Below are 22,613 nucleotides of genomic sequence, written 5' to 3'. Positions count from 1 at the left end.
GCGATTGTCAGCAGCAAGCCCGGAATTGGACAGTGACGCCTGCAACGCTAAAAGCAGACAGGATCTCAGGGACCATCGAATCGTGCCACGCCCGCAGACACTCGACCCGCTGTTTCGTTCGCTTCAGTCTTTCAAGGGAGTAGGACCGCAACTGCACAGCCTGCTGCGTCGTCTTCTCGCCCCTGGAGAGGGTCAGGAGGCGATGGCGCTCGACCTGCTGATGCACATGCCAACGGCGACGATCGACCGCCGGCGGCGCGTCAGCGTGATCGATGCCACACTCAATCAGACGGTGACGCTCGATCTGCACATAGATCGTCATCAGCCATCGCCGCCTGGAAAAGCGCAGGCGCCGTATCGCGTTCACGCCCACGATGACACCGGCGATATACAACTCGTCTATTTCCGGGTTCAGGGCGATTGGCTGACGAAATTGCTGCCGGTCGGCGAACGACGGCTGGTTTCCGGGGACATCGGCATCTTCAATGGTGAAAAGCAGATCATGCACCCGGACTATGTGGCAGCGCCAGACGATCCGGATGCACTTCCGAGCGTCGAACCTGTCTATCCGCTTACTCATGGGCTGAAGTCCAAAGCTCTCTACAAGCTCGTCCAGCAGGTGGTCACCCAGTTACCCGACCTTACTGAATGGATGCCCAAAGCGACGCGCGAGCATCACCGATGGCCAACCTTTGCCGAGGCGATGCGGCACGTTCATCAGCCGGAGGATCCGAGCGATGCCGAGCTTTGGGGCCCTGCCCGCAATCGTCTCGCCTATGACGAGTATCTTGCAGGCCAACTGGCGCTGCTGATCGTTCGGGCCACGATGGGATCAACCCGCGGGGTGGCGCGTCAGGCCACGGGACACATCACGGAGAGGCTTGAAGCCGCTCTGCCATTCTCGCTTACTGATGGCCAGAAGCATGCGCTTGCAGATATTCACGCCGACCTCGCGTCCGAGAATCGCATGTCTCGCTTGCTGCAGGGCGATGTCGGCTCGGGCAAGACCGTTGTGGCGCTGATGGCCATGGCGCACGTTGCCGAGACTGGCGCGCAATCGGCCTTGATGGCTCCCACCGAAATCCTGGCCGCCCAGCACTTCAGAACGCTCAAGCCGCTATGTGATGCCGTCGGGCTTGATATCGCCCTGCTCACCGGCAAGATGACCGCAAAGGAACGGCGTAGCATCGCAGCCAGCATCGCCGATGGCAGCATAGCGATCGCTGTGGGCACCCACGCCTTGTTCCAGAACGACATTGCCTTCAAGGATCTGGGGCTTACAGTCGTCGACGAGCAACATCGGTTTGGCGTGCATCAGCGTCTGGCGCTGTCCGACAAGGGCAAGCACAGCGATCTCCTTGTGATGACCGCGACACCCATCCCGCGCACTTTGGTGCTGACGCATTTCGGCGACATGGAGGTTTCGACGCTTCGCGACAAACCCAAGGGCCGGCAGCCAATCGATACAGCCGTGCTCTCGATCGGTGAGTACGACCGGGTGCTGAACCGGCTGCAAGCCCGCCTTGCCGAAGGCGCCCAGGCCTATTGGGTTTGCCCGCTTGTCGAGGAGAGCGAGACACTCGAGACAATGTCGGCCGAAGAGCGGTTTGGACACCTGCAGAAAGTCTTCGGCGATTCCGTCGGGCTCGTGCATGGGCGCATGGCGGCGAGCGCAAAGCAGACTGTAATGGATCGCTTCAAGTCGGGCGAAATCAAGCTTCTGGCCGCGACGACAGTGATCGAAGTCGGGGTCGATGTACCGAATGCCTCGATCATCATCATCGAGCATGCGGAACGCTTTGGGCTATCGCAACTGCACCAGCTGCGCGGCCGCGTAGGACGCGGTTCAACACGCTCAGCCTGCCTCATGCTTTATGAGGAGCCGCTGAGCGAAACCGCCAAGGCGCGGCTCGAGACTATCCGACAGACCGAAGACGGCTTCGAAATTGCCGAACGCGATCTGGAGCTGCGCGGCCAGGGCGATCTGCTGGGCACCCGACAGTCCGGTATGCCTGGCTACCGTCTGGCGGTCCCCGACGTCCATCGGCATCTTCTGGAATGGGCGCATCAGGATGCCATCGAAATCCTCAGTCGGAATCCGGGGCTTACAGGCACCGAAGGCGAGGCCGTTCGCACCCTGCTCTACCTGTTCCGCAAGGACCTTGCGATTCCCCTGCTTCGCGCCGGCTGAGCCATTATTCCACCGTCACCGACTTGGCGAGATTCCTCGGCTGGTCGACGTCAGTCCCCATAGCCACTGCAGTATGGTAGGCAAGCAGCTGCACGGGGATGGTTGCAACGATCGGCGCGACGAAGCTCGACACCTGCGGGATGCGTATGATTTCCGCAACATCCTTGCCCGCGGCATTGGCGCCGACTTCGTCGGTGATCAGGATGATGCGGCCGCCCCGTGCGGCCACTTCCTGCATGTTCGAAAGAGTCTTGTCGACGAGTTCGTCCGATGGCGCGACGACGATGACCGGCATGTCTTCGTCAATAAGAGCGATCGGCCCGTGTTTCAGTTCGCCGGCTGGATAGCCCTCGGCGTGTATGTAGGAGATTTCCTTGAGCTTGAGCGCGCCTTCCATTGCAATCGGGAACATTTGGCCGCGCCCGAGATAGAGGACGTCCTTGGCGCGCGACAGATGGCGTGCGATCTCCATGATCTGCGTTTCCGCGCGAAGCGCCTCCGAAACGGCGCTCGGGAGGCCGACGAGGGCGTGTACGAGCTGCCGCTCAGCTTCTGGCGTCAGCACACCACGAGCGCGTCCCGCAGCTACGGCCAGTCCCGCAAGCGCGGTCAGCTGGGCGGTGAATGCCTTGGTCGAGGCGACGCCGATTTCCGGCCCGCATAATATTGGAAACACGACATCCGACTCTCGGGCGATCGTCGATTCCAAGGTGTTGATCAAAGAGGCGATATGCTGGTCCTGTGACGCACAGTATCGCAGAGCAGCGAGCGTATCGGCGGTCTCGCCAGACTGCGAGATGAACAGCGATAGCCCGTTCGGCATCAAGGGCGGTTCGCGATAGCGGAACTCCGAGGCGACATCGATGTCGACTGGCAGGCGCGCGTAGCGCTCGAACCAGTATTTGGCGACGCAGCCAGCATAGTAGGCCGTGCCGCAGGCGCTGATCGTCAGCCGGGGCAGGCTTGCAAAGTCGAACGGCAGACCCTCCCGCAGCGCGGCGGTTTCACTCGCCATGTCCACATAGTGACTGAGCGTGTGTGAGATTGTCTCCGGCTGTTCATCGATCTCCTTGGCCATGAAGTGCCGGTGATTGCCCTTGTCCACCAGCAGTGCAGACGCCTGCGAGGTTTCAACAGGCCTTTTCACCACTTCGCCTGACGCGTCGCGAATGATGACCCCGTCATGTGTTATGATCGCCCAGTCACCGTCCTCCAGGTAACTGAGACGCGCGGTGAACGGCGCCAGCGCCATGGCATCCGAGCCGAGATAGATTTCGTTTTCACCATAGCCGACGGCAAGCGGCGCCCCGCGACGCGCCGCAATCAGCAGGCCGGGATGGTCATGAAACATCAGTGCCAATGCAAACGCGCCATGCAGGTGTTCCAGCGTATTGGCAACGGCCTGTTCCGGAGTTGCACCACGGGCCAGTTCGCGGGTTACCCATAGGGCAACGACTTCTGTATCGGTCTGGGTCTGCGGCAGGTATCCGTCTTGCGCAAGGTCCGCCAAAAGGGCGCGAAAGTTCTCGATAATTCCATTGTGGACGACGGCCACGGCATCAGTGGCATGGGGATGGGCATTCGACTCGGTGGGGGCGCCGTGGGTTGCCCAGCGCGTATGGCCGATACCGATAGTGCCTTCGAGTGGTTCTTCGACCAGGCGCTTGGCAAGATTGTGCAGCTTGCCCTCGGCACGCCGTCGGGCAATCGCCATGCCCTCGAGGGTTGCAACGCCAGCGCTGTCATAGCCGCGATACTCGAGCCGCCTCAGCGCCTCGACCAAACGATCCGCTACGGGTTCTGATCCGAGGATGCCAACGATGCCGCACATAGGCTAGCCCCTGCTCTTTTCGGCTTTGGCCTTCGCGGCCCGTTCAAAAATGGTCTTGGCGCGACCGGATTTATTGACCTGCCCAGCCCGAGCAAGTGCCAGCGCATCGGCGTCGACCGGCTTGGTGATGACGCTGCCCGCTGCCACCAGCGCGCCGGCGCCGACGGAAACAGGGGCAATCAATGAGGTGTTGGAGCCAATGAAGGCGCCCGCCCCGACTTTGGTCTGGTGCTTGTTGTAGCCATCGTAGTTGACGGTGATAGCGCCGGCTCCAACATTGACGCCATCTCCAAGCGACGCGTCGCCGATATAGCTGAGATGGCTGACCTTGGTTCCCCGGCCAATCTCTGCCTTCTTGATCTCGACGAAATTGCCGATCTTCGCGTCTGCGCCAATCTGCGCTGCTGGCCGCAGCCGGGCGAACGGCCCCACCGAAGCCCCGCGTCCCACACTCGCTCCCTCGATATGTGAGAAGGCATGGATGGTTGCGCCCTGCTCTATCGTGACCCCCGTCCCGAAATAGACGCTCGGCTCGATCACCACGTCATTTTCGATTTCGGTATCGTAAGCGAAGTAGACCGTGTCCGGATCGATCAGCGTCACCCCGCGATGCATCATTTCTGACCGGATGCGCTTTTGAAAAAGCCCTTCAGCACGGGCCAGCTGGATCCGATCGTTCACCCCCATTACATCGACCTCGGGGGCAATACCGTAGCCGACGCGATACCCGGCGGCGTTTGCAAGTTCAACCAGATCGGTAACGTAAAACTCGTTCTGCGCGTTATCGCTGCCAACCTTGTCGATCAGCGCGCGAAAGACTTCGGCGCGGAATGCCAGGATGCAGGCATTGCACAGACCGACCTTCTTTTCTTCCTCGCTGGCATCGCGCTGCTCGCGAATGGCCAGCAAGCTGTCGCCGTCCGTCAGCAGGCGTCCATAGCCGGTGGGATCATCAGGTTCGAAGCCGAGGATTGCCGCATCCATACCGGCATCGAGCCGATCGAGAACAGTCTGAAAGTTTTCGGCGCGCAGCAGCGGATGATCGGCATAGACCACAGCAACATAGCCCTGCGCGTGTTCCCAAAGCGGGCGCGCCTGCGCTGCAGCGTGTGCCGTGCCCTTACGCTCAAGCTGCTCAAAGAAGGTCGCGTCCGGATCGGCGGATCGGACAGCATCGCGAACATCCCCGTGGCCCGGACCGGTTATCACAGCAACGTCGCGAGAACCGGCGGCCCTGGCGGCCCCGACGACGTGGCTAACGATTGGCAGGCCGGCGACCTCATGCAGCACCTTGGGCTTTTGCGAGCGCATGCGCTTGCCCTCTCCGGCTGCCAGTACGATGGACACCAGTTCTGCCATGTCTGCCCGTCTCCCGTGGTTTCGGCATTGCTTGTAAACACTATTATTACGCAGAACGGTTGGCGAACCGATAACAGAGACGGCAAAGTTCTTTCGGACCCGCACTTGATTCGCGGGCTCAGGGGGCAAGATCTTTGGCGAAGGCATCTGACGAGTTTCGGCAAGCCGATGTGATGGCGTGGGGGCTGATCGCCCTCGGGTCCTGTGTGCTCGCAGTGCTGTCAGCCAATGTCGCGGCGCTGTTGCCGGCGAGTGCCTTGCAGACCATGCACGCGGCTCGCCTGCAGACCAGCAGCGTCGAACAAATGTCGCGACGCCTCAGATCGCTGGAGGTGACGACACAAGAACTGGCCCAGCAGAATACGACGCTTCGGGCACAGCTTGATATGCAGACCCGCGATGGCGACACCGCGCGGCGGCGGATCGGGGCGCTCGAGAGCAGCCTGCCGGGGCTGTTGTCGGGCGACGACGGAATCGATCGGTCGCTCGCTACAGCTTCCATAGATTCCGGTGAGACGGAGCCGGCTCAAGGGGGCTCTGTACGCGTCGAATACCGCGCGCTTCCAGAAGCCGGGCAAGCTGATGTGAACACTCTGCAACCGCTGCCCGAACCGCTTAATGCGGGTGCCGAGATTGCGGAAACCACTTTTGCGGTAGCGCTCGGGCCAAGCATTACCGAGGCTCAAGCGCCCGCAGCATGGGCGAACTATGCGTACCGGCTGGAACCGATTCTCGGTTCGTTGCAGCCGCTGCTTGCCGGCAGCAGTACAGGAGAGCTCAAACGAATTATCGCCGGCCCGCTCGCTGATGCCGGAGCCGCAGCCGAAATGTGCCTGCGCCTGGAGCGCGAATCTGTCAGCTGCCAGCCGGTGCCGTACAGAGGCGCGCCGCTGCCGGAACCGGCAAGCTAGCGCGCCCTGCCTTTATTGTTGACACAAGGGGCGCAGTCAGTATGGTCCGCGCACCCAAAGGAGCGCCGGTAGCTCAGTGGTAGAGCATTCGACTTTTAATCGAATGGTCGTGGGTTCGACCCCCACCCGGCGTACCATTAATTTCTTAGATAAATCAGTAATTTAGTAGAGCCTATGGCCTCAGGTTCCAGCACTTCCATGCGGCATGAGGCATTACCAAATTTCCCAGTTTTACAGGCTTTGCAAAAGCTTGCGGCAATGTGACTGCCGCAAATCTGCCGCATGGAAAAAGACCGCCCCAACGAGAGGAGCGGCCTTTTGTGGTGAAACTGTTGTGCAAGTCGGGCTAAAGCACATCCTCTGCAATCGCGCCGTCGATGGCCTTTATCGCTTGCTGATAGCCCACTAGCTGGGTGCAGAGATTGTCCAGGTCCTCTTGCAAGCCGTCATGCTTGCCGTCTCGAGCCTCAATGAGCGCGTAAGTCGCCGCTATGCCGGCAACACAATGATTGCGCAGCTTGGTGACAGTTGTGCGTGCCGCCTGAAGTTCGGTAGTGCCAACTAGTCCCATTAAGCCGCCCTCCCCACGCTAACACGCGCCAACCGATTTGCAGCCGCAACCGTGACCAACATGTCTGCGGCGCCCTCGAGGCCCGGAAATCCAGGCGCACGCACCAAGTGCACCGGAACAATCGTCATCGCCTGATCACTGTTTAACTGACCGCGGTAGTAAATCAGTGGTCGCATGTTGTCATTCATGGCGCGCTTGCTCCCTCAGATATGGGCAGCATCATTGCTGCCGATAATCTATCAATAAGGCGACTCAATTTAGCTTGGCAAGCAAAAAATGCATTATGCGTAAATAAGTATAATATACTTTTCTATGCTCTACTATGATTACTTATGTTACCGAATTTTACCGGAGCTTACCCGACTGCCAGGCCGACAAAACCGCCGCCTCGAGGTCGCGCCAAGTCTCGGACTCCCGACTCAAGCTAATGCCGCACGATCCGCGGCCGGGCATGACCACGTGCAAGATGCTCTCATTGTCTCGCCTTATTGCCCCGTGCCATATCGTCCAGTCACCGACTCGGGCTTTCCAGCGTGCGACGACTCCAACCTCGGAGTCGCTTGCGCAGTGCCAGACTTTGTGGATTTGGATTGCGTCACTCATATAAGCGAAGCCCTGCCAGCAACGCCGAAACCGCGCGCCGGACCACTTCACCGGCTCGAGCATCGATCGCCCATTGAGTGACGCCGACGCCCTCCACGGTCTCGCTACGCACGAACACATTCGTGGTGCTGAGGTCGCGCAGCTGTTGCGTGCCCAGGATCACCGCCTGCTTAGCTTCGGCTGGCACGTCATTGGCGGCATATCCTGCGACATACTCAACGCGAACTGCGTCCGGCCCGGCTGCGGCCGATGGCCAGCACTTTCCGGGCTGGAGGTAAACCGCGTTTCCTACCATGCGGTAAGTCTCGTCTGAAACGGTGGCCTCGTTGCCGTCTGGGTCGGTGTACTTGATCGACGTGATCGAAATTACCGGCCCGCATGGCAAGTGAAGCGGATTGCAGAACCGAGTCAGGTTCGCTTGCAGTGTCTGTTGTCCCAGCGACCGGCCCAGCCAACCGGACGGCGCCGCGATGGAGTTTGTGACAGCCGCAATGATTGCCGCGTCTGCAGCCGTGCCGCCCTGGATATCTTCGGGCACGACAAAGGGTTCGGGTGGCGTGACCACCTCGACAGAATGGAAAGACATGTTGGATTCCTGCTGGAGCAGAACAAAGAGTGAATAATGGGGATTTCTGGCTATCCCAGCAGCCTACTGCGAGCATAAATTTTCGTTAGCTGCCGAAATTCGTACCCCTCATAGAAAGCAGTTCCAACGAGCGCTAGAGCCGCTGAATTTTCTGTTTTTTGCATGGGGAAAGCGTTCGGCAGAGACGCGATTCAATTCGGCATGGGCTATTATAGACGCATGGGAAGTTTCCGACCCACTGCACCAATCGCTGATACGCCGCGGCGTACGGTGCGCCGGGGCCAAGGCGGGGGGCTAAGTCGCCCGTCCGGAGACAAAAGAACATGGTTGTATGTTCTCTTCCCAAGGGTGTGCACGTACGTGAGTACACGCGCATCCGGCACGGGCGACTTGAGGTCGTCTGCGAGCACTGCAGAAGCTATCCTAAGCGGTAGCGTTCTGTAGTACGGCGGTCCCGCTGACTTTCGACAGGACGCGGGGCCGCTGCTCTTTCTAAGCCTCATTATGCAGAATGAATAGACTTGACGGTACATTTTGTAACGCCGCGCGTGACAAGGTGATCACAAAGTTAAGCGTGATTCTGCCTGTTCTCCGCCCGCCGCTGCTGCCGATTGCCGTGCTGCAGCTTCACCGCATGGCGCGCCAAGTGCGCATAGTGGCTGCGGTTTAACTCTGTCCAAAGCCAAGCGCCAAGCGCCTCAATATCGCGAAACCTGCCCAGTTCACGACCAGTGGCACGAGATACCACTTGCTCGCTCGGATCATCAGGTATGATCAAATCAGCGGAGCGGGTTTCAGCATCGACCAGAATAAACGCCGTTTCCTGCCCAGGTGCCCAATCGTCAACGTAGAACTCGACGCCGTTCACGCGCTCGAGGAGCACAGCGGCCTTGGCAAGTTCAGGCTCCAGGGAAGGATCTAGCTTGTGCTCTTCGCCCAGTCGCTCGAGGGCGTTCAATAGCTGTGGCCAGCCTTTGGGTCGTTCGCTGGTGGTGGTGACTACGCGGTTGCCGTATTCGGTCATGCGCATACCTGTCATAAACAGCTCCTGTCTCATCAAGCCGCGTTCCGTCTGCGCAGTTCGGACGCAACCTCAGCTTGTGTGTTGTTCCCGTTGCGGATCACTTCACGTGTCTCTTCATCAGATAGCCCGATGATCGTGCCCATTCGCTCTACGGCGCGAGTCAACTGCGAGTTGTCCTGCCGAAGCGCCCGAAGCTCCGCCACAACATCGCTGTTGTCATTGCCCGGTATTCGCCCGGTGCGGTTCATATGCTCGAAGTTCTGAGGACCAATCGACTGCAGCGATCGAGCGTTCATGACGCCCTCGCCGCCTGCCAGACCGATCATGCCGCCGCCCGCATAGCGTGCCAGCACGCTGTCGACGTTGAACATGCCGTTTCCGACAATGCCGCCGCCCTGGTATGCACCGACGATTCCGCCCGCCTGCATTGCGCCATGAAGCTTTGCGTATTGCAGATCCGCCTCGATCTGGCTGATCGACTTGCCAGAGTTGAGGTAGAAGCTCAGCCCCGCTGCATCAGCCGAGCGGCCAAAGATGTCGCGATAGAGCTTCTGGATCCGGGCTTCCGGCGAGTCCGCGATCTCCGAGACAACCCGGTCGACGCTTTTGCCGCGGCTGATCTGGTCCTGGTAGAAGTCGAGCCCGGACTGATCCGCAGATCGTCCGAGGTTGGACTGGTAAGCCGCTTCGATCGCGCTCTTGCTGGCGTTCTGCATCGCCGCAATCTGGTCGCGCAGGGCGTTCTGCGAGTTCTCCATCGCAGCCGCCAGATTGCTGATCGCATCCTCGACTGACACAACGCTGTCGTTGATGTCGATGAGGCCCGAAACCTGCTGATTGAGCAGATCCATCTGGCGCTGTGCTTCCGTCAGTTGACGGCCGGCACTGCTCTCCACCTGGCTGAGCGTAGCATCGATCTCACGCCAGATCTCGGCATAAGCCTCGCTGCTCGCATAATATGCCCGCGCCTCGTCGAGTGCGGACTGACTGACATCGGTGAGCCGGTCCTGTGCTTCCTGATCGCCAGAGAGTGCCAGGCCAGCCGTCTCGCGGAACTGGCGCAACGCCTCTTCCATCTGGTCGCGCTGCCCAAGGGGCGAACTGGCATCGATCCGCATTTCGGCCCGGAACTCCCGAATTGACCGGGTAAACCGCTCAAGCCGGCTGATCGTGCTTTCGATGATCGATATCTCGTCATCGTATGCCCGGCGCAGGTCGGCGCGGGCATCCGCAACGGTCTGCATCGCCTCCTGACCTGCTAGCGTATCGATGAGGCCGGACATCAGCGGGAACGCTGCGGCCAGCATGTCAAGATGTTCAGCCGACAACCCTGCGCTCTGGACGATATCGGCCAGCGATAGGTTCAACTCGCGCATTGCCAGCGAGCCGTCGAGCCCAAGCGCCGCAGCATCACGAAGGCTAGCCTGATAATCTGCTTGCGCTTCCATGATGTCGTTGAGATAGCCGAGCCCCGATAGATCATTGATCGACGAATTTACCTCGTTTAGGTATTCACCGGTCAACTTGGCCAAGGCAACGTTCAACGCATCGTCGATCGCTGCAGCCGCCTTGTCTGCCTCCATACCCAGCTGCTCGAGCGTGACCTGCAGAGCCGAAGCCTGCCCACGAGCCGTAGCCGTGGCGTCTTCATACTCAGTCTGTGCATCAGCACCAGCTAGAATGGACAGCGCGTACGCCTGAGCGGCGTCACGGGCTTCTGCCACCCTAGCAGCAGTCTCTTCTGTCAGATCCTTGCCAGACAGCCGCGCAAGCTCGTCGCCCATGAACTGAGCGTCGGCGACAAAGCCCTTCAACTCCTCGCGCAGGTCTGTGACCTCCGACTGAGCCGTAACGAAAGCGCCAGACATACCCTGTCCGGAGCGCAATGCATCAATCGTACCCTGAAATCCGAGCATGAAGTCGGTGTTCAGGAAGTGGAAGAACTGGTTGACCGAGTCCTGGATTTCGGCGACCAAATCGAAGTTGTCAGCTTCTTGTGCGACTTCCTCGAACTCCAGCGCCTGGTCCTTCACATCGCGGAATGCCTTGGTCATCTCGCCAAGTCCACGCCCCTGACCAACATCAATGAAGTTGTCGATCTCGCCGCGGACCTTGGCCAGTGCAGCTTGCGCCTCTTTGAGGGCCTTACTGGCACCGAAGAGACCACCAATGAAGCCACCCAGACCGCCGATAAGCGCCGGAATAGGATTGCCCGCAAACAGCGCCGGCAGGCCCTGCATTGCGCCGCCGATTGCGCCCTGCATGGGGTCTTGCATGCTGTAGCCAATGCCAAGGCCACCCAGACCCATGTTGAGGGCTTCAGTTAGTGCAGTGCCGCCCTGCCCGTCTTTGCCGCCGAACAAAGCGCCAAGGCCGGAGAAGATGCCACCTTCGGCACCTGCCTTGGTGCCTTTCGCAGCGCCTTTCTCGACAAAATCGCCCATCTGTTGCCAAGACGGCATGGAGCCAATCGGGTCTAGGTTCTCGTTCGCCGGAGTGGAGAACATTCCCTGAAACACATTGCTCAAGTTCTGCTGGCCCAACTGCGCGAAGCTGCTCAGAATGCCGTCTAGCGCGTCCTCGAGGTCTGTAATCGGACCATCGAAGAGCGAAGAGAATGCCTCACCAAGAGTGCTGCCCAACGCCTCGGCTGTTTCCTGCGCGGCTTTCTCCGCTGCGGTCAGTTCATCAGTGAGCTTCTTGGTGTCGTCTGCCGCCTTCTTGGCTGCGCCGCCCGCACCTTTTGCCGCCTCTTCGGTCTCGGAAAGCCGGTTCCGGGCGTTCTCGATTGCTTGCACCTCGATAGCGTCGAATAGCTGGCCCGCATAATCCGCTTTCGCGATGCCGGCCATCGTCTCGCCAAGTGCCATGTAGCGATCATTCAACCGCTGCGCGATCGCCGCTTCAGCCTCAAATTCCTTGAGGTTGGGTGGCTCGATGAGGGCAATGTTTGCGCCCATTTCGTTGACGCCGCTGATAATGACGTTGAGCCCGGCCGCAACCTGGTTCACCATCGCATTAATCGCGCGTATGAACGCGTTAGCTGCTGCAGCGCCCGCCAAGGCGAAGATATCGGGCAGTGCCTGCACAGAGTTGCTGACGATGGTGAAGCCGCCAACGAACCCGCGAACAATCAAGTTCACCGTTGTCTTCGTGATGTCGACAATGGTTGCCCAGTTGTCCGCAAACCATCCGGAAACCGCGTCGACTGCCGGTTGCACAACCGAATAAAGCCCGCCTGCAATCACTTGCACCGTGGCCAAGGCTGTATCACCCCAGGTAACTGTCACGTCGCTGGTCTCGTTAATCGAGTCCGTCATCGAGTCGATCGCGACCAACCCGCCAGCGATCGCAGCGCCGATCAAGCCGAACCGCGTCACCACCATTCGGGCAAGTGCGCCAGTCTCAGCAAGGGCAGCGTTCAACCCCCCAGGCCCTCCAACAATCTGGGCGCCCTGTTGAATCGCGACCATATGGGCGGGCATACCTGACGCCAGCGACACGCCAACGTCAGCATATTGGTACATGAGATTTTGCCGAACGGCCGCACGGTCTGCGGTGCGCCCCACCCTCATGTTGCTTGCGGCAACCGTATCATTCGCTGCGGCAAGCCGTTGCGCGTCGACAATCGCAGCGTCGATCTGGGCAGCGCGCGCCTGCTCTAGTGCCATCAGGTCGCGAAGCGCGTCTTCTTCGCGAAGTTTGCCTTGCACCACGAGGTTAGATGCTGCAGCTGCAGCCCGTGACAAGTCCTGTTCAGCCTTTAAGCGGATACGGGACTCAGCGCTCGAGGATGCTGCAAGGCGCTGGTATAGCTTTTCCTCGCGCGACATAGAGGCAACGCGAGCCTCTTGCACGGGAATGCCTGCTTGTTGCGCTGCCGTCATGCGCTTTAGCTGCGCCTCGAAAGCGCCTGTTGCACTACCGGCCCTCGCGGCACTTTGCGCGGTTTCTTGTAGTTCTTTATCGAACCTGTCGAGGTCGCGCAGCGCGCCGTCGGCTTCGACGCGCAGCCGCACAGTCACCGTGTTAGTGGTGGTGTTCATCTTATTGATTTTCCTAAATAATCAACAATCCGCGGTCTTCGTAGACTGACCGGCCCGTATTGCCTTGTGAGGCGCGCGCGACAGCCATTGCACTAGCTACGGCGCCGTCTATGCGATCGGCTGACTTGGCCTTGTGAAAGCTCTTGTTGCCGGCCGCGTCTGTCACCACGGCAATGTTGCCGAAGTGCCAGCGAAGGATTGGGTTACCGGCATGGTGGAAGCGCCCGGCAATTACCGCGCGTTCAAGTTCCATCACCGCGGGCGCCATCGTTAGCCAGCCTTGCCGAAACTCAACAACTGGCAAGCCCTTGGCCTGCAGATTGTTCATGGTCTGGCGCGCCAGGTGCGGATCAAACGCAATTTCGCGAACGTCGAACTCTTCGGACAACTCGCAGATTCGACGCTCCACATGATCATAATCGACCACGTTGCCGGGTGTCGGCTCGATGAAGCCTTGCGCTGCCCATTCCAGATACGGCACGCCGTCACGCTGTGACCGCGCAGTCAGATTTTCGGCTGGGCAGTAGAACCACGACTTAACGGCATAGCCATCGCCAACGCGCCAGGCGGCAATAACTGCGGTTAGATCCGTTGTGCTGGAAAGGTCCACACCAATCCAACAAGGTTGCCCGCGTAGTGCCTCGAGGTCGACAGTGACATTGCCGCGGTCATACACATGCATCTCGACAAACGGCGCGTGCGAATGCTCACCCCACATATTGAGGTGCAGCTGTTTGAACGCCTCGCGATCGGCCGGCTTCTCTGCGGCTTCGCGCGCTAGCTGGCGCAACCCTTCGATATCTGGAAAGCCATCGGCAAGGCCCGGATTGACGCGGTGCCACACGGACTCGTCTCGCCAATCCTCTTCGGGATCCGCTTCAAACAGGATCGGCAGAGTAGCAAGGTCGTCTATCTCGCCGCGCGCAACCTTGCGGGCGTAGTCGATCGCCTCATAAGCAACGTTTTCAGTGCCCCGCCCAGCCGTGGTGATTGTCAGCATCAGGCTGTTAGGCACCTTCACCAAGCCGGTGCGGATCACGTCCCAGAGGTCGCGGCTCTTGTGCGCGTGCAACTCGTCCACTAGGGCAAAATTTGGTGTGCGGCCGTGCTGGGTGCCAGCATCCGAAGAAAGCGCTTCGAACTTCGCGCCTTTGGTCGGATAGCTGAAGGTTTTTATGGATGGTCGGAGCTTCGCCACTCTAGCGAGGCCCTTTGTGGCCTCGACAATGCCAATGGCCTCGTCAAACGCGATAGAAGCTTGTTTTTGGTCAGACGCGCCAACCACTGCCTCGCCAAGCGGCACCTTTTCCGGGCCGAATGTGTGCAGCAATCCGAGCGCGGCACCCAGGCTGGTCTTGCGGTTACCGCGCGGCAACAAGATCACCGCATGGCGAACGCGCCGCTTTCCGTTCGCGTCAACGTCGCCATATATCCTGCGAACAATCCTTTCCTGCCATCGTGCCAGCTGGAAAGCGCGACCCGGTGCGGTCGACTTCGGATGCTTCAGCGCTTTGATGAACTTTACGGCGCGTTCGCCATAGCCAAGCGGATCGGGGATCGCTGAGTCATCACAAACCCAAGTCGGAGTCGGCGTCGTCATCGTCGCCCCCTTCCGATATGCGGCTGCGGCTTGCAGGTGTGAGGCCAAGCTCAGCTGCCCACTGGCGCGCTGCCGTGGTGGCTTCGCGAAGCGTGGTCCAGGCTGGGTGTCGCTTCAGTTCGCCCTTGGCGTTCGCGATGTAATCGCCGTCGCGCTTCAAGGCGGCTCGGGCCTGGGCAGCATCGCCAACGGCCGCGCAGTAGGTTTCGGCTGCGGTGATATCGGCTGGCGACAGCACACGTCGCGCCACTAGCACCGGCATGACCCGGCGCCACTCTTTCTTGCCTTCAGCGCTCAGCGTTGTGGGTGCGCTGGGCACCTTTTCAAGCGCGTCAGCAGGCACCCCGGCAGGCGATTTGCGCCCGCGGGTGTGGTAAGACATTGAGAATGTTCCAATTCAGAATTTTTGCGCGCGTTTGACCCCGGCCGGTCGCAGCCCCCTACTCGGAAGTCTGCGCATGCCCCCGGCTTTCCGCTCGCGTTTTCTCGTTGTGGTGTCGACGGCAGAGGCTTTGCAGGTTCGTCGGATCAAGTCGCCGCTCAGGCGCCAAGCGGATCGGTGTGATGTGGTCGACGTCAACAGCAACCTCGACAATCTCACTGGCCAGGCACTCAACGCAAAGCGGTGACCCAGCTAGGTGCCTGTCGCGCAGCTTGCGCCATTGCCAGTCGTATCCGCGCTCGCTGCTGTTCCCGCGCTGCTCGTCATACTGGCGCGCGGTCTCAGTCTTGGCGATCTGGCGACATGGGCAGGTCTGCCCAGCCGAAACCACAGCGCCGCACGCGCATATGCTGGGTGGTCTACTGGGCATTGAATGACTAACTTAAGCCTGTGAGGACATGGGAGATTCAAAGATGGCGAACCATGAGGCAGCCGATCAGATAAGGCGGGTACTCAACAACGAACTCTATGATGTCGAGAGGTACATGCGTTCAGGGGACATTGATCGCGCGAAACGCGAGCTGGAGGACGCAAATGACAAGCTTAAGCGCATCATGAATCAGCTGCTCAGGGAGTAGTAGGGTGAGCGTGTCCGGGAAACCATCGGTGTTCAAGCCGAAGGCCAGGACGCCCCGAACACGCTCGTTTTTGCTGTTGAGCAATCAGTGAAACAAGGGCTCTCGCTAAACCCTAGCAATCAACCCAACAGCAAAATTGAACGCGCAGTGTCGGCTGCGCGATGGATTAGGCTACAGGCCGAACGTGTGGGTGGCCTTTGACCAGCACCGCACTTGCCGCAATCGACGTGCCACCATTCTTAGTGATCACGGTGCGCAAGTAGCGGCGATGGCCAGCGTAACCTTGTTTGTAGGTACTAGCCGCCTCGAGGGTAGCGGGCAGCGTGCCAATGAGGTGTTCAGCCGCAACGTCTGTGAAGTCGCCCGTTTCGGTGGTGTCCGACTCCTGCAGCTTGGCGGTGAAGTCGCCAGCGCTGACGATTGCGCCGGTATTGATCACCACGGCAGCGGACTCAAAGCCCTGCAGGTCGACGGGTTCTGCTGTATTCGTGGCGCTGAGAACAGCCGGGACAACCAGCTGCACAACGCCAATATTGCTTGCGATATCTCGCATGTATCTCTCCTAGAATGAGAAAGGGCGCCACTGCGGACGCCCTGTTGTTTGGCTGGTTTAGCTGGTGGCCATCTTCAGCTTGCGGAAGCGCGCGGCCTGAATGACCTTGCCGCCAACGCGACGGTTCGCATGAATGCGCGTCATGTTCTTCTTGGCCAGTGTGTACGGATCCACAAGGATCGACATGGCGAGGCGATCAACGATCCGATATGCGCTGAAGTCGCCATAAATGATCGGGAACTCGCCGCTGGCCACGTTTGGCATATCGACAGCCTCGACAACCGGACGGCCTAGCAAAGTCGATGGCTGGCCAGCCTGCAGGCCCGGTTGCCAGATGTAAGCGCCATTGGTGTCCTTCAGTGTCCGGACAACGCCAAGGGTCGTGCCATTCATCAGCCAGGAACCGTTATTCCGGTAGGTCGCCGGCATGTCGTACATCATGGTGATGAGCTTATCGGCGCTCAGGGTCGTAGCGTGACCGTTTAGATAAGCCTCAATTTCGGCATTGGTCAGCAAGCCCTCAGGCTGCTTGACGCCAGAACCTTCCACGAATGCCAAGCCCTCTTTCTGGGCAAAGTCTTCGCTGAGTGCCAACCGAACTTCTTGCTCGGCACTACCAGCGCTGTCGGAAAGCAGTTCGTTCGAGATATCAACGTAGGTCGAAATACGGTTAGCCGGAATCTCAACCTGCCCAAAGGTCACGTTGGACTCTTCGGACTCTTCGGTCTCGCCTTCCCAATTCGCATTGGTGATGCCCGTGCGCCTCGGATACTTGACCGACATGGCGCCGATGCTGCGCACGCTGGCAACCGATCGGATCGGGCTAAACTCAACAAGATCACGGATGAACTCAGTCGCCATTTCAGGCGGCGCCAGGTAACCGGCCTGCTCATCATTGGCGACAACCAGCGCCTTAAGCTCCTCTTCGGAAGCCTTGTCACCGCGGCGCAAATAGGTGGTGAATGCCTTGCGCTCTTCGCTGGGCTCGTCATCGCTCTTCGTCTGAACGGCCGGACGGTTCAGCTTGGTTTCAGCCTCATCGAGGCGCTTGGTAAGTGCTTCGATACTATCATTCGCGGCCTTAAGTTCGGCTTCGAACTCTTTGTTTTCGGTGGCGGCTTCGCCCATAGGTAGTTCCTTGATGTTGGTAACGCGGGCGCCGGCATGGGCGGGAACCGCAACGATTGAAACCTCGACAAGCTCGAGGTCTGTGAAAGTGCGCCCTGACTTGGATCGGATCGCTTTCTTGGGGATGAAACCGACACTAAGGCCGGTCATTGCGCCCTCGCGCACAAGAGCGCGGGTGATGCGGGCATCGGGTACGTCATCGATAAGCAGGCGCCCTTTGACCTTCAGGCCCTCGGCGTCGACGGTGATGCTATCCCAGACGCCAACCGACTCGCTGTGGCGCGTCATCATTGGCAACGTATGCCCAACCGCACTTGCGAAGGCTTCCGGCACGATCGTGTCGCCCGTACGATCCGGGCTGCCGAACGGCCATGCGGTGCCTTCCACCGCGCCGCTGTCATCGACAGCGAACGCGGCCTTGAAAACCATTTGTTCCATTATGTCTCTTTAGGTCTGTGGTGCCGCTGCTGGCGCCGAACTGGTGTTCGGATTCTCGAACGCGTCGCCGCCCTCATAAGGAGGCATGTTCTCGAGCGCCCTCACCTCGTTCGGATTGAAGATCCGCGCGGCAATGGCTTTGCTGTACGCTTCAAACTTCGCGGTAGGATCGACTTTCAGAAGCGCGTCAGTGACGAACTCGACTAGGTATTCATCGCGCTCATCGTCTGGGATCAAAACCCGCTTAAAGGCGTCTTCCCACGCTCGCAGCCAAGGCATTAGGCAGTGCTGCAGGAACTGCAGGTTAGCGCTGTATGAGTTTGCCCAGGTCGCCCGCCCATAGTCCTGCGCGAATGTCGGGGGCACGCGGAAAATCCGACAAATCTCGATATTCTGCGCGGCGCGTTGCTGTTCGAACTGCGAGTCGACGTTGGTCATCGTGACGGGCGCCCAGGTGGCCCCACCTTCCAGCACTGCAGTTCCGCGGCTATTTTCGCCGCCGTGTGCTTCGCGCCAGGCTTGCGCCAGCCGCTTTTGCGCTTCCGGTGAAAGCTGCTCAGGTACGGTCACCACGCCACTAGGCTGGGCACCGTTCTTGAAAAACCTTGCGGCCGTATCCTGGAGCGCCAATGCCAGGGCGATCGCCTCGCGTCCGGTAGTGATTGGCGCTTGACCGTGTACGCCATCCAAAGCCGGCGCCGGTATGTAGACGATATCGCGCCAGCTGTAGATACGCTTGGCGGTGGCGTCGGAAACGTGAAACTCAGGTTCTGACGTGCGATCGTTAAGCTCTACGCGAACCGATTGGGGATCTATTCGGATAAGCTCGCGAACTTCGCCGTTCACCCGGTTCACCCAGGCAACGCCGTGCCCATACAAGAGCGCGTCTTGCGTTAGCTGCTCGCGGAGCTTTCCGGCCCCCGTCCAAGGGTTGGCGCTGTCGTGTACCAACTTATAAGCCGGGTGATCTGGCGCAGCTTCTTTACCGCCACCCTCGAGCCTGCGAAACACCTTTACCGGCAATGTGCCGGTGGCCTCGCTGATCGCCCGCACGCATGCCGTGACAGCCGGAACCTGCATCGCTCGGGCCGGCGTAACAGTCATGCCTGCGGCCGTCTGCAGGGCGCCGAAAAGCGCGTGCAACTCTGGCGATGGTTCGGCTAGTGACTTTGTTTCCGGCTCTTTCCTTGAGAATGGCCACAACTTCATAGGTGGGCTTCCATCTTCTCAAGCTCACCTTCGATGGCTTCGCGCCACTGGGCAATCGGTACGCCGTTGACGGTGCCAATTTTTGGGGTGCGCCACTCCATCGGGCGTTCGGGTAGATGGTCTTCAATGTCTCTGGCTATCCAGAACAAGCACCGGCCAGAAACCGCCCGTGCGCTCGTCATACGGCGCGCAAGGTGCGGAACGTGGTGACCGTCTTCGGTGTAGACGAGCAATTTGCCATCATCTCGAGAGATGACAACAGCGTCATCACCGACGCGGACCACGGACTCGAAGGCCATTTTTCCCAGGCCATTGGTACGCAAATCTGCGAGCCATACGAGCATGGCCGATAGTATCTCGAGCGGGGTGAAAACATTACCCTCGCTATCAGGCAGGTCAAACCATAGCCGCCAGTCTTCGCAGCCATCTGCCAGGGTCAAAAGTATCAATTCTGCGGCCTGCTCGATTAGGGTTGCTTCAGCACTCACCTTTGACAGGTGAGGATCAACGGCCCCGCGATCGACAGCGAGGCGTGCCGCAACGATCGCGGCCAGGGTGTCGAGCGTCATAGGCTCGCCTCCATTCAGTTGAGGGGTGAGGGGTGGTGCAGGCCAGCACGGAAAACACCACCCCGATTCCGGCGCTGAGGAGCTTGCGCCAGAAACGAGAAAGCCCCGCCTCAATGGGCAGGGCTTAAGTTTTGATGTACTCACTTTATAGTAACATAAACGGGGTCTAGGGGTGGACCACCCCCCCCCTTATGCGGCTCCTAACAGGTAGTGCTTGCCCTTCGCGCGCGCGTTTTCGTTCGCCGCCGAAAGCTGTGTGGGTCTCATATGGTTGAGGAGCGGCCCAACCGCATAGGAACGCGGCTGCGCCTTGCCTTCGGCTATATCCATCCAAGCTTCATGGGCGGAACTGAGGAGCGTGAGCGCGTCGACTACACGGCGGCGCCCAATGCGAGCAGCGTCTTTTGGCAAGCGGCCGTCGCTGGTCATAAACTCAGCGCCGCATAGGTCAGCCATCGGCTTGTCTTCGATCACGGCGCCCATGAGCGTCTGGTAAAGGTGCCCCAGGCGGAACGCGATGTAACGACAGGCCAGGTATCCATCAGCGTTGACTTCGGATCCGATCAGCGTTCCCGGTGCGACCTTCAGAGGATTGCCGCTGCGGCCGCTTCGGGCGCCCTTGATATACTGCGCTTTGAACCAGTCAGCGCTTAACGCCAAGTCGCCAGATATCCGCCTTGTGCGAAATTCAAGATCAAGCGGCGATTCTATAACGCATGGTGCGCCTGCGGTGCCTGTACGCTCTACCCAATCAGCTTGACTTTCACCGTGCTGGCGTTCGTGCGGCAAAGGGGTGTTGTCGTTCGCAGCTGGTGGTCGGGTAAGCTTTGGAGCGGATACGCTGGCGATAGGCGCAATGTGCTTTTTCAGTTTTCCGCCTATAATCCGTCCGATGATGCGCTCGGGTGGATTTGGGCCGGCGTCGGTAATGGGGTGCGGTTCGGAAAGCCGCGGGTCGTCGTCTTCTAGATAGGCGGGTTCGGTCAAGGTGCTGGCCTTTCGGGTTGTGGTCTAACCCTTCAGGTTAAGCGCAGATACGTTTTCGTTCGTCAAGCGCGGCTGCAATATTTTTGAGAGAATGTCAAGCGGGCGGTGCGTTGCGGTCGTGCTGAATGTGCATAACCTGTTAACCAGCCAACTCGCCATCCTAAGTGCAGAACGATCGTACACAACAAAAAGCAAGTCGAAAGTTCGCAGTTGACGAATATAAGGTCCTAGATTCGCGTCGGATAATGCAAGAAAATTCAATAGGTTAAGCGCCATCGAAATTCGCAATACTAGCGGTCGAGAGGTCGCTCTATATCCCCGAAATTCACATATCTCACCTACTATCACTGGGCTCTGTATGCAGTCCGGACACAAGAACTAGTGATTTTTCTGCGTTGACCACGAAATTGAATCGGAACACTCTCGCTCCAGTTCTAATACAAGCAGAAGGGCAAGCCCCGAAGTAAAGCCAAGAAGCCGCATTCGACTTAGGAGGGATCATAGGGCTTCGGCGGATTGGCCGTTGAAGGGGCCAGCAAGCCTGGACTTGCTTCCAACTAAAGGGAGCAAAACGCTCATGCGTGTAGCTTGTACTTTAGAACGGCCGGTGTCCGTAAGGACATACCGGCGGTATCGCCTAGGGCAGTGGGAGCTAGTCTCCTCACACTGCAGAAGATGGCCCCGTTACCGCGGGACGTCTTCCCAAGCCTAGACGATCATTGACCGCGAAGGCGGCTCGCGCGGAAACGTGCGGGCCGTCAACACTAATCTAACTTGGGACACTGGAGAGATTCTAGCAAACCCATATGTACCCGGTACGTTCACGATTGTTGGAAAAATCCACTAAATAGCTGCTTGACGCGTCATAATATTTTACTTTGTTCCAACGCTTCTTCGTGTGGATGCCAGATATGTCGCTCATCGGCGTCTATGACCAACCAGACGCGCGCGCCTTCTAGCCTGCCCGCTGCAGACGTAATTCCGGCTACATCTTCCGGCGCGAAAACTCGGCTGAACGTCTCTGGTTCGCCCTCCTCCCGATCGTTCGGGCGAATGGTGAGTCTATGTCCCTCAACATCTTCAATGGTGAAGTCCCGCAACACCTCGCCAGGGTGCACGCGTGGTTTCTTTGGCTGGGTTTGCTTGCCTTGGCGATATGGTTTCGGCAGTTCCTGCTCCCAGCATCGATCCGCAATCCAGGTGTGCAATCGCTTCCGAAAACGCGGTTCACGTCCCTGTCGATCGTACTCAGCGCGCCAAGCGCGAGCCGCCTCGATTATGGTCAGGTGCAGGGCCTCATCCGGCGCAAGCTCATCGTAAGCGCGCTGGGCAGCGGCCTTACTAATGGTGTGGCCATAAGCTTCCCACAACTCGGAGAACCCCGACGCGGCGCGCGACCCCGCGACAGCGGGAGTCGTGGCGCCAGCGCTCGGGGATCCTCCTACTTCCAGTCCACATGCTTTGTCAGCATGTGACTGTAAGTATGAGTAGGTTGCCGTTTGCGGCAACTGGTCGGGCGTTTGAGTTGTCGTTTGCGGCAACTGGTCGGCTGACTGATTGTCGTTTGCGGCAACTAATCCGTTGCGTTGCGTTTCCGACAATCGTTGCGTTATCGACAACAAGTCGAGGTTCGGAACGTATTTAGAAGCTGCGCCGCGATGGCCATGAAAGACGGTTCGGACGTATCCGAACTCCTCAAGCTTGGCTACGGCACGGCAGGCATTCGCCTTGCTGACCCCAACGACATCGCCAAGGGTTTCTTGGCTGACCCATGTGTTGCCATGCTTGTTCTTGTAAGCGTCGACCAGATACCCGTATATCGCTACGGCGCTTCTGGGCAGGTCTCTATCCCGCGAAACCGCCAATACAAGCTTTAGTTGGTCTAGCGGTGTTCCCTTACTCGTCATTAGCGGCAACTCCCAACGCCTCACAAGCGAGCGCGGTAAGCTGCTCCGCGAGGGGCCTTGAAAAGGTTGCCGTTCGATTG

Annotated in this window: 18 protein-coding genes and 1 tRNA gene; 4 read left to right on the top strand and 15 right to left on the bottom strand. The window is 59.2% G+C overall.

Translation table 11 applies throughout. The features are described from left to right. Nucleotides 1-82 precede the first annotated feature (82 nt). Nucleotides 83-2,191: an ATP-dependent DNA helicase RecG gene (gene recG / locus IE127_RS01130; RefSeq protein ID WP_244639849.1), complete on the top strand. Its 2,109-nt coding sequence runs from the start codon at nucleotides 83-85 to the stop codon at nucleotides 2,189-2,191. Nucleotides 2,192-2,195: 4 nt separating this feature from the next. On the opposite strand, the gene glmS is transcribed toward recG, so the two are convergent. Both glmS and glmU read right to left on the bottom strand, forming a co-directional pair. Beyond that, a complete protein-coding gene (glmS, locus tag IE127_RS01125) occupies nucleotides 2,196-4,022 on the bottom strand; it encodes a glutamine--fructose-6-phosphate transaminase (isomerizing) (RefSeq protein WP_189422588.1) in 1,827 nt (608 codons plus the stop codon). Between the two features lie 3 nt (nucleotides 4,023-4,025). Further along, nucleotides 4,026-5,381, bottom strand: a complete 1,356-nt coding sequence (gene glmU, locus IE127_RS01120; RefSeq protein ID WP_189422587.1) for a bifunctional UDP-N-acetylglucosamine diphosphorylase/glucosamine-1-phosphate N-acetyltransferase GlmU — start codon at nucleotides 5,379-5,381, stop codon at nucleotides 4,026-4,028. A gap of 134 nt (nucleotides 5,382-5,515) precedes the next feature. On the opposite strand from glmU, the gene IE127_RS01115 reads away from it, so the two are divergent. Both IE127_RS01115 and IE127_RS01110 read left to right on the top strand, forming a co-directional pair. Beyond that, complete coding sequence (locus tag IE127_RS01115) at nucleotides 5,516-6,292, top strand: hypothetical protein (protein ID WP_189422585.1); 777 nt, start codon at nucleotides 5,516-5,518, stop codon at nucleotides 6,290-6,292. Nucleotides 6,293-6,354: 62 nt separating this feature from the next. Then, nucleotides 6,355-6,429, top strand: a tRNA-Lys gene (locus tag IE127_RS01110). A gap of 209 nt (nucleotides 6,430-6,638) precedes the next feature. Here IE127_RS01110 and IE127_RS01105 read toward each other — a convergent pair. The 7 genes from IE127_RS01105 to IE127_RS19885 all read right to left on the bottom strand — a co-directional run bounded on the left by IE127_RS01105 (nucleotide 6,639) and on the right by IE127_RS19885 (nucleotide 15,534). Next, on the bottom strand, nucleotides 6,639-6,863 hold the full coding sequence (locus tag IE127_RS01105; RefSeq protein ID WP_189422583.1) for a hypothetical protein: 225 nt from the start codon (nucleotides 6,861-6,863) through the stop codon (nucleotides 6,639-6,641). 595 nt (nucleotides 6,864-7,458) lie between these two features. Further along, on the bottom strand, nucleotides 7,459-8,052 hold the full coding sequence (locus IE127_RS01100) for a head-tail connector protein (protein WP_189422581.1): 594 nt from the start codon (nucleotides 8,050-8,052) through the stop codon (nucleotides 7,459-7,461). Between the two features lie 568 nt (nucleotides 8,053-8,620). Next, nucleotides 8,621-9,109, bottom strand: a complete 489-nt coding sequence (locus IE127_RS01095; protein WP_189422579.1) for a hypothetical protein — start codon at nucleotides 9,107-9,109, stop codon at nucleotides 8,621-8,623. Then, nucleotides 9,109-13,122 carry a DUF4214 domain-containing protein gene (locus tag IE127_RS01090; protein WP_189422577.1) on the bottom strand — a complete coding sequence of 1,338 codons (4,014 nt, stop codon included), beginning with the start codon at nucleotides 13,120-13,122 and terminating at the stop codon, nucleotides 9,109-9,111. The genes IE127_RS01095 and IE127_RS01090 overlap by 1 nt, the downstream gene beginning before the upstream one ends. A 13-nt stretch (nucleotides 13,123-13,135) precedes the next feature. Then, nucleotides 13,136-14,722, bottom strand: coding sequence for a terminase large subunit (locus tag IE127_RS01085; protein ID WP_189422575.1), 1,587 nt, complete (start codon nucleotides 14,720-14,722; stop codon nucleotides 13,136-13,138). Continuing rightward, the gene (locus IE127_RS01080; protein ID WP_189422573.1) at nucleotides 14,691-15,104 is read right to left on the bottom strand and encodes a phage terminase small subunit P27 family; all 414 of its coding nucleotides are present in this window, start codon (nucleotides 15,102-15,104) and stop codon (nucleotides 14,691-14,693) included. Before IE127_RS01080 ends, IE127_RS01085 begins: the two co-directional genes overlap by 32 nt. Before the next feature lie 58 nt (nucleotides 15,105-15,162). Further along, entirely contained in the window at nucleotides 15,163-15,534 is a 372-nt protein-coding gene (locus IE127_RS19885; protein WP_189422571.1) for an HNH endonuclease signature motif containing protein, read from the bottom strand. 43 nt (nucleotides 15,535-15,577) lie between these two features. Here IE127_RS19885 and IE127_RS01070 point away from each other — a divergent pair, with 43 nt between their 5' ends. Beyond that, nucleotides 15,578-15,742: a hypothetical protein gene (locus IE127_RS01070; protein WP_189422569.1), complete on the top strand. Its 165-nt coding sequence runs from the start codon at nucleotides 15,578-15,580 to the stop codon at nucleotides 15,740-15,742. A gap of 166 nt (nucleotides 15,743-15,908) precedes the next feature. On the opposite strand, the gene IE127_RS01065 is transcribed toward IE127_RS01070, so the two are convergent. From IE127_RS01065 to IE127_RS01040, 6 genes are all read right to left on the bottom strand, one after another. Further along, nucleotides 15,909-16,295 carry a hypothetical protein gene (locus IE127_RS01065; RefSeq protein ID WP_189422567.1) on the bottom strand — a complete coding sequence of 129 codons (387 nt, stop codon included), beginning with the start codon at nucleotides 16,293-16,295 and terminating at the stop codon, nucleotides 15,909-15,911. 57 nt (nucleotides 16,296-16,352) lie between these two features. After that, a complete protein-coding gene (locus IE127_RS01060; protein ID WP_189422565.1) occupies nucleotides 16,353-17,861 on the bottom strand; it encodes a phage major capsid protein in 1,509 nt (502 codons plus the stop codon). Nucleotides 17,862-17,870: 9 nt separating this feature from the next. Then, nucleotides 17,871-18,965: a phage portal protein gene (locus tag IE127_RS01055; protein WP_194599183.1), complete on the bottom strand. Its 1,095-nt coding sequence runs from the start codon at nucleotides 18,963-18,965 to the stop codon at nucleotides 17,871-17,873. 101 nt (nucleotides 18,966-19,066) lie between these two features. After that, a complete protein-coding gene (locus IE127_RS01050; RefSeq protein ID WP_189422562.1) occupies nucleotides 19,067-19,639 on the bottom strand; it encodes a hypothetical protein in 573 nt (190 codons plus the stop codon). Nucleotides 19,640-19,828: 189 nt separating this feature from the next. Beyond that, entirely contained in the window at nucleotides 19,829-20,626 is a 798-nt protein-coding gene (locus tag IE127_RS01045; protein WP_189422561.1) for a hypothetical protein, read from the bottom strand. An 863-nt stretch (nucleotides 20,627-21,489) separates the two neighbouring features. Then, nucleotides 21,490-22,533, bottom strand: a complete 1,044-nt coding sequence (locus tag IE127_RS01040) for a helix-turn-helix domain-containing protein (RefSeq protein WP_189422560.1) — start codon at nucleotides 22,531-22,533, stop codon at nucleotides 21,490-21,492. Nucleotides 22,534-22,613 lie beyond the last annotated feature (80 nt).

It is taken from the genome of Devosia pacifica (assembly GCF_014652635.1).
In the GTDB taxonomy this organism is placed as follows: domain Bacteria; phylum Pseudomonadota; class Alphaproteobacteria; order Rhizobiales; family Devosiaceae; genus Devosia; species Devosia pacifica.
This window is presented reverse-complemented; position numbering and strand designations above follow the sequence as displayed.

Excerpts from the sequence above, each read along its gene's own strand:
- glmS (WP_189422588.1), bottom strand. The coding sequence starts at position 4,022 with ATGTGCGGCATCGTTGGCATCCTCGGATCAGAACCCGTAGCGGATCGT.
- glmU (WP_189422587.1), bottom strand. The coding sequence starts at position 5,381 with ATGGCAGAACTGGTGTCCATCGTACTGGCAGCCGGAGAGGGCAAGCGC.
- IE127_RS01105 (WP_189422583.1), bottom strand. The coding sequence starts at position 6,863 with ATGGGACTAGTTGGCACTACCGAACTTCAGGCGGCACGCACAACTGTC.
- IE127_RS01100 (WP_189422581.1), bottom strand. The coding sequence starts at position 8,052 with ATGTCTTTCCATTCTGTCGAGGTGGTCACGCCACCCGAACCCTTTGTC.
- IE127_RS01095 (WP_189422579.1), bottom strand. The coding sequence starts at position 9,109 with ATGAGACAGGAGCTGTTTATGACAGGTATGCGCATGACCGAATACGGC.
- IE127_RS01090 (WP_189422577.1), bottom strand. The coding sequence starts at position 13,122 with ATGAACACCACCACTAACACGGTGACTGTGCGGCTGCGCGTCGAAGCC.
- IE127_RS01085 (WP_189422575.1), bottom strand. The coding sequence starts at position 14,722 with ATGACGACGCCGACTCCGACTTGGGTTTGTGATGACTCAGCGATCCCC.
- IE127_RS01080 (WP_189422573.1), bottom strand. The coding sequence starts at position 15,104 with ATGTCTTACCACACCCGCGGGCGCAAATCGCCTGCCGGGGTGCCTGCT.
- IE127_RS19885 (WP_189422571.1), bottom strand. The coding sequence starts at position 15,534 with ATGCCCAGTAGACCACCCAGCATATGCGCGTGCGGCGCTGTGGTTTCG.
- IE127_RS01070 (WP_189422569.1), top strand. The coding sequence starts at position 15,578 with ATGGCGAACCATGAGGCAGCCGATCAGATAAGGCGGGTACTCAACAAC.
- IE127_RS01065 (WP_189422567.1), bottom strand. The coding sequence starts at position 16,295 with ATGCGAGATATCGCAAGCAATATTGGCGTTGTGCAGCTGGTTGTCCCG.
- IE127_RS01060 (WP_189422565.1), bottom strand. The coding sequence starts at position 17,861 with ATGGAACAAATGGTTTTCAAGGCCGCGTTCGCTGTCGATGACAGCGGC.
- IE127_RS01055 (WP_194599183.1), bottom strand. The coding sequence starts at position 18,965 with ATGACTGTTACGCCGGCCCGAGCGATGCAGGTTCCGGCTGTCACGGCA.
- IE127_RS01050 (WP_189422562.1), bottom strand. The coding sequence starts at position 19,639 with ATGACGCTCGACACCCTGGCCGCGATCGTTGCGGCACGCCTCGCTGTC.
- IE127_RS01040 (WP_189422560.1), bottom strand. The coding sequence starts at position 22,533 with ATGACGAGTAAGGGAACACCGCTAGACCAACTAAAGCTTGTATTGGCG.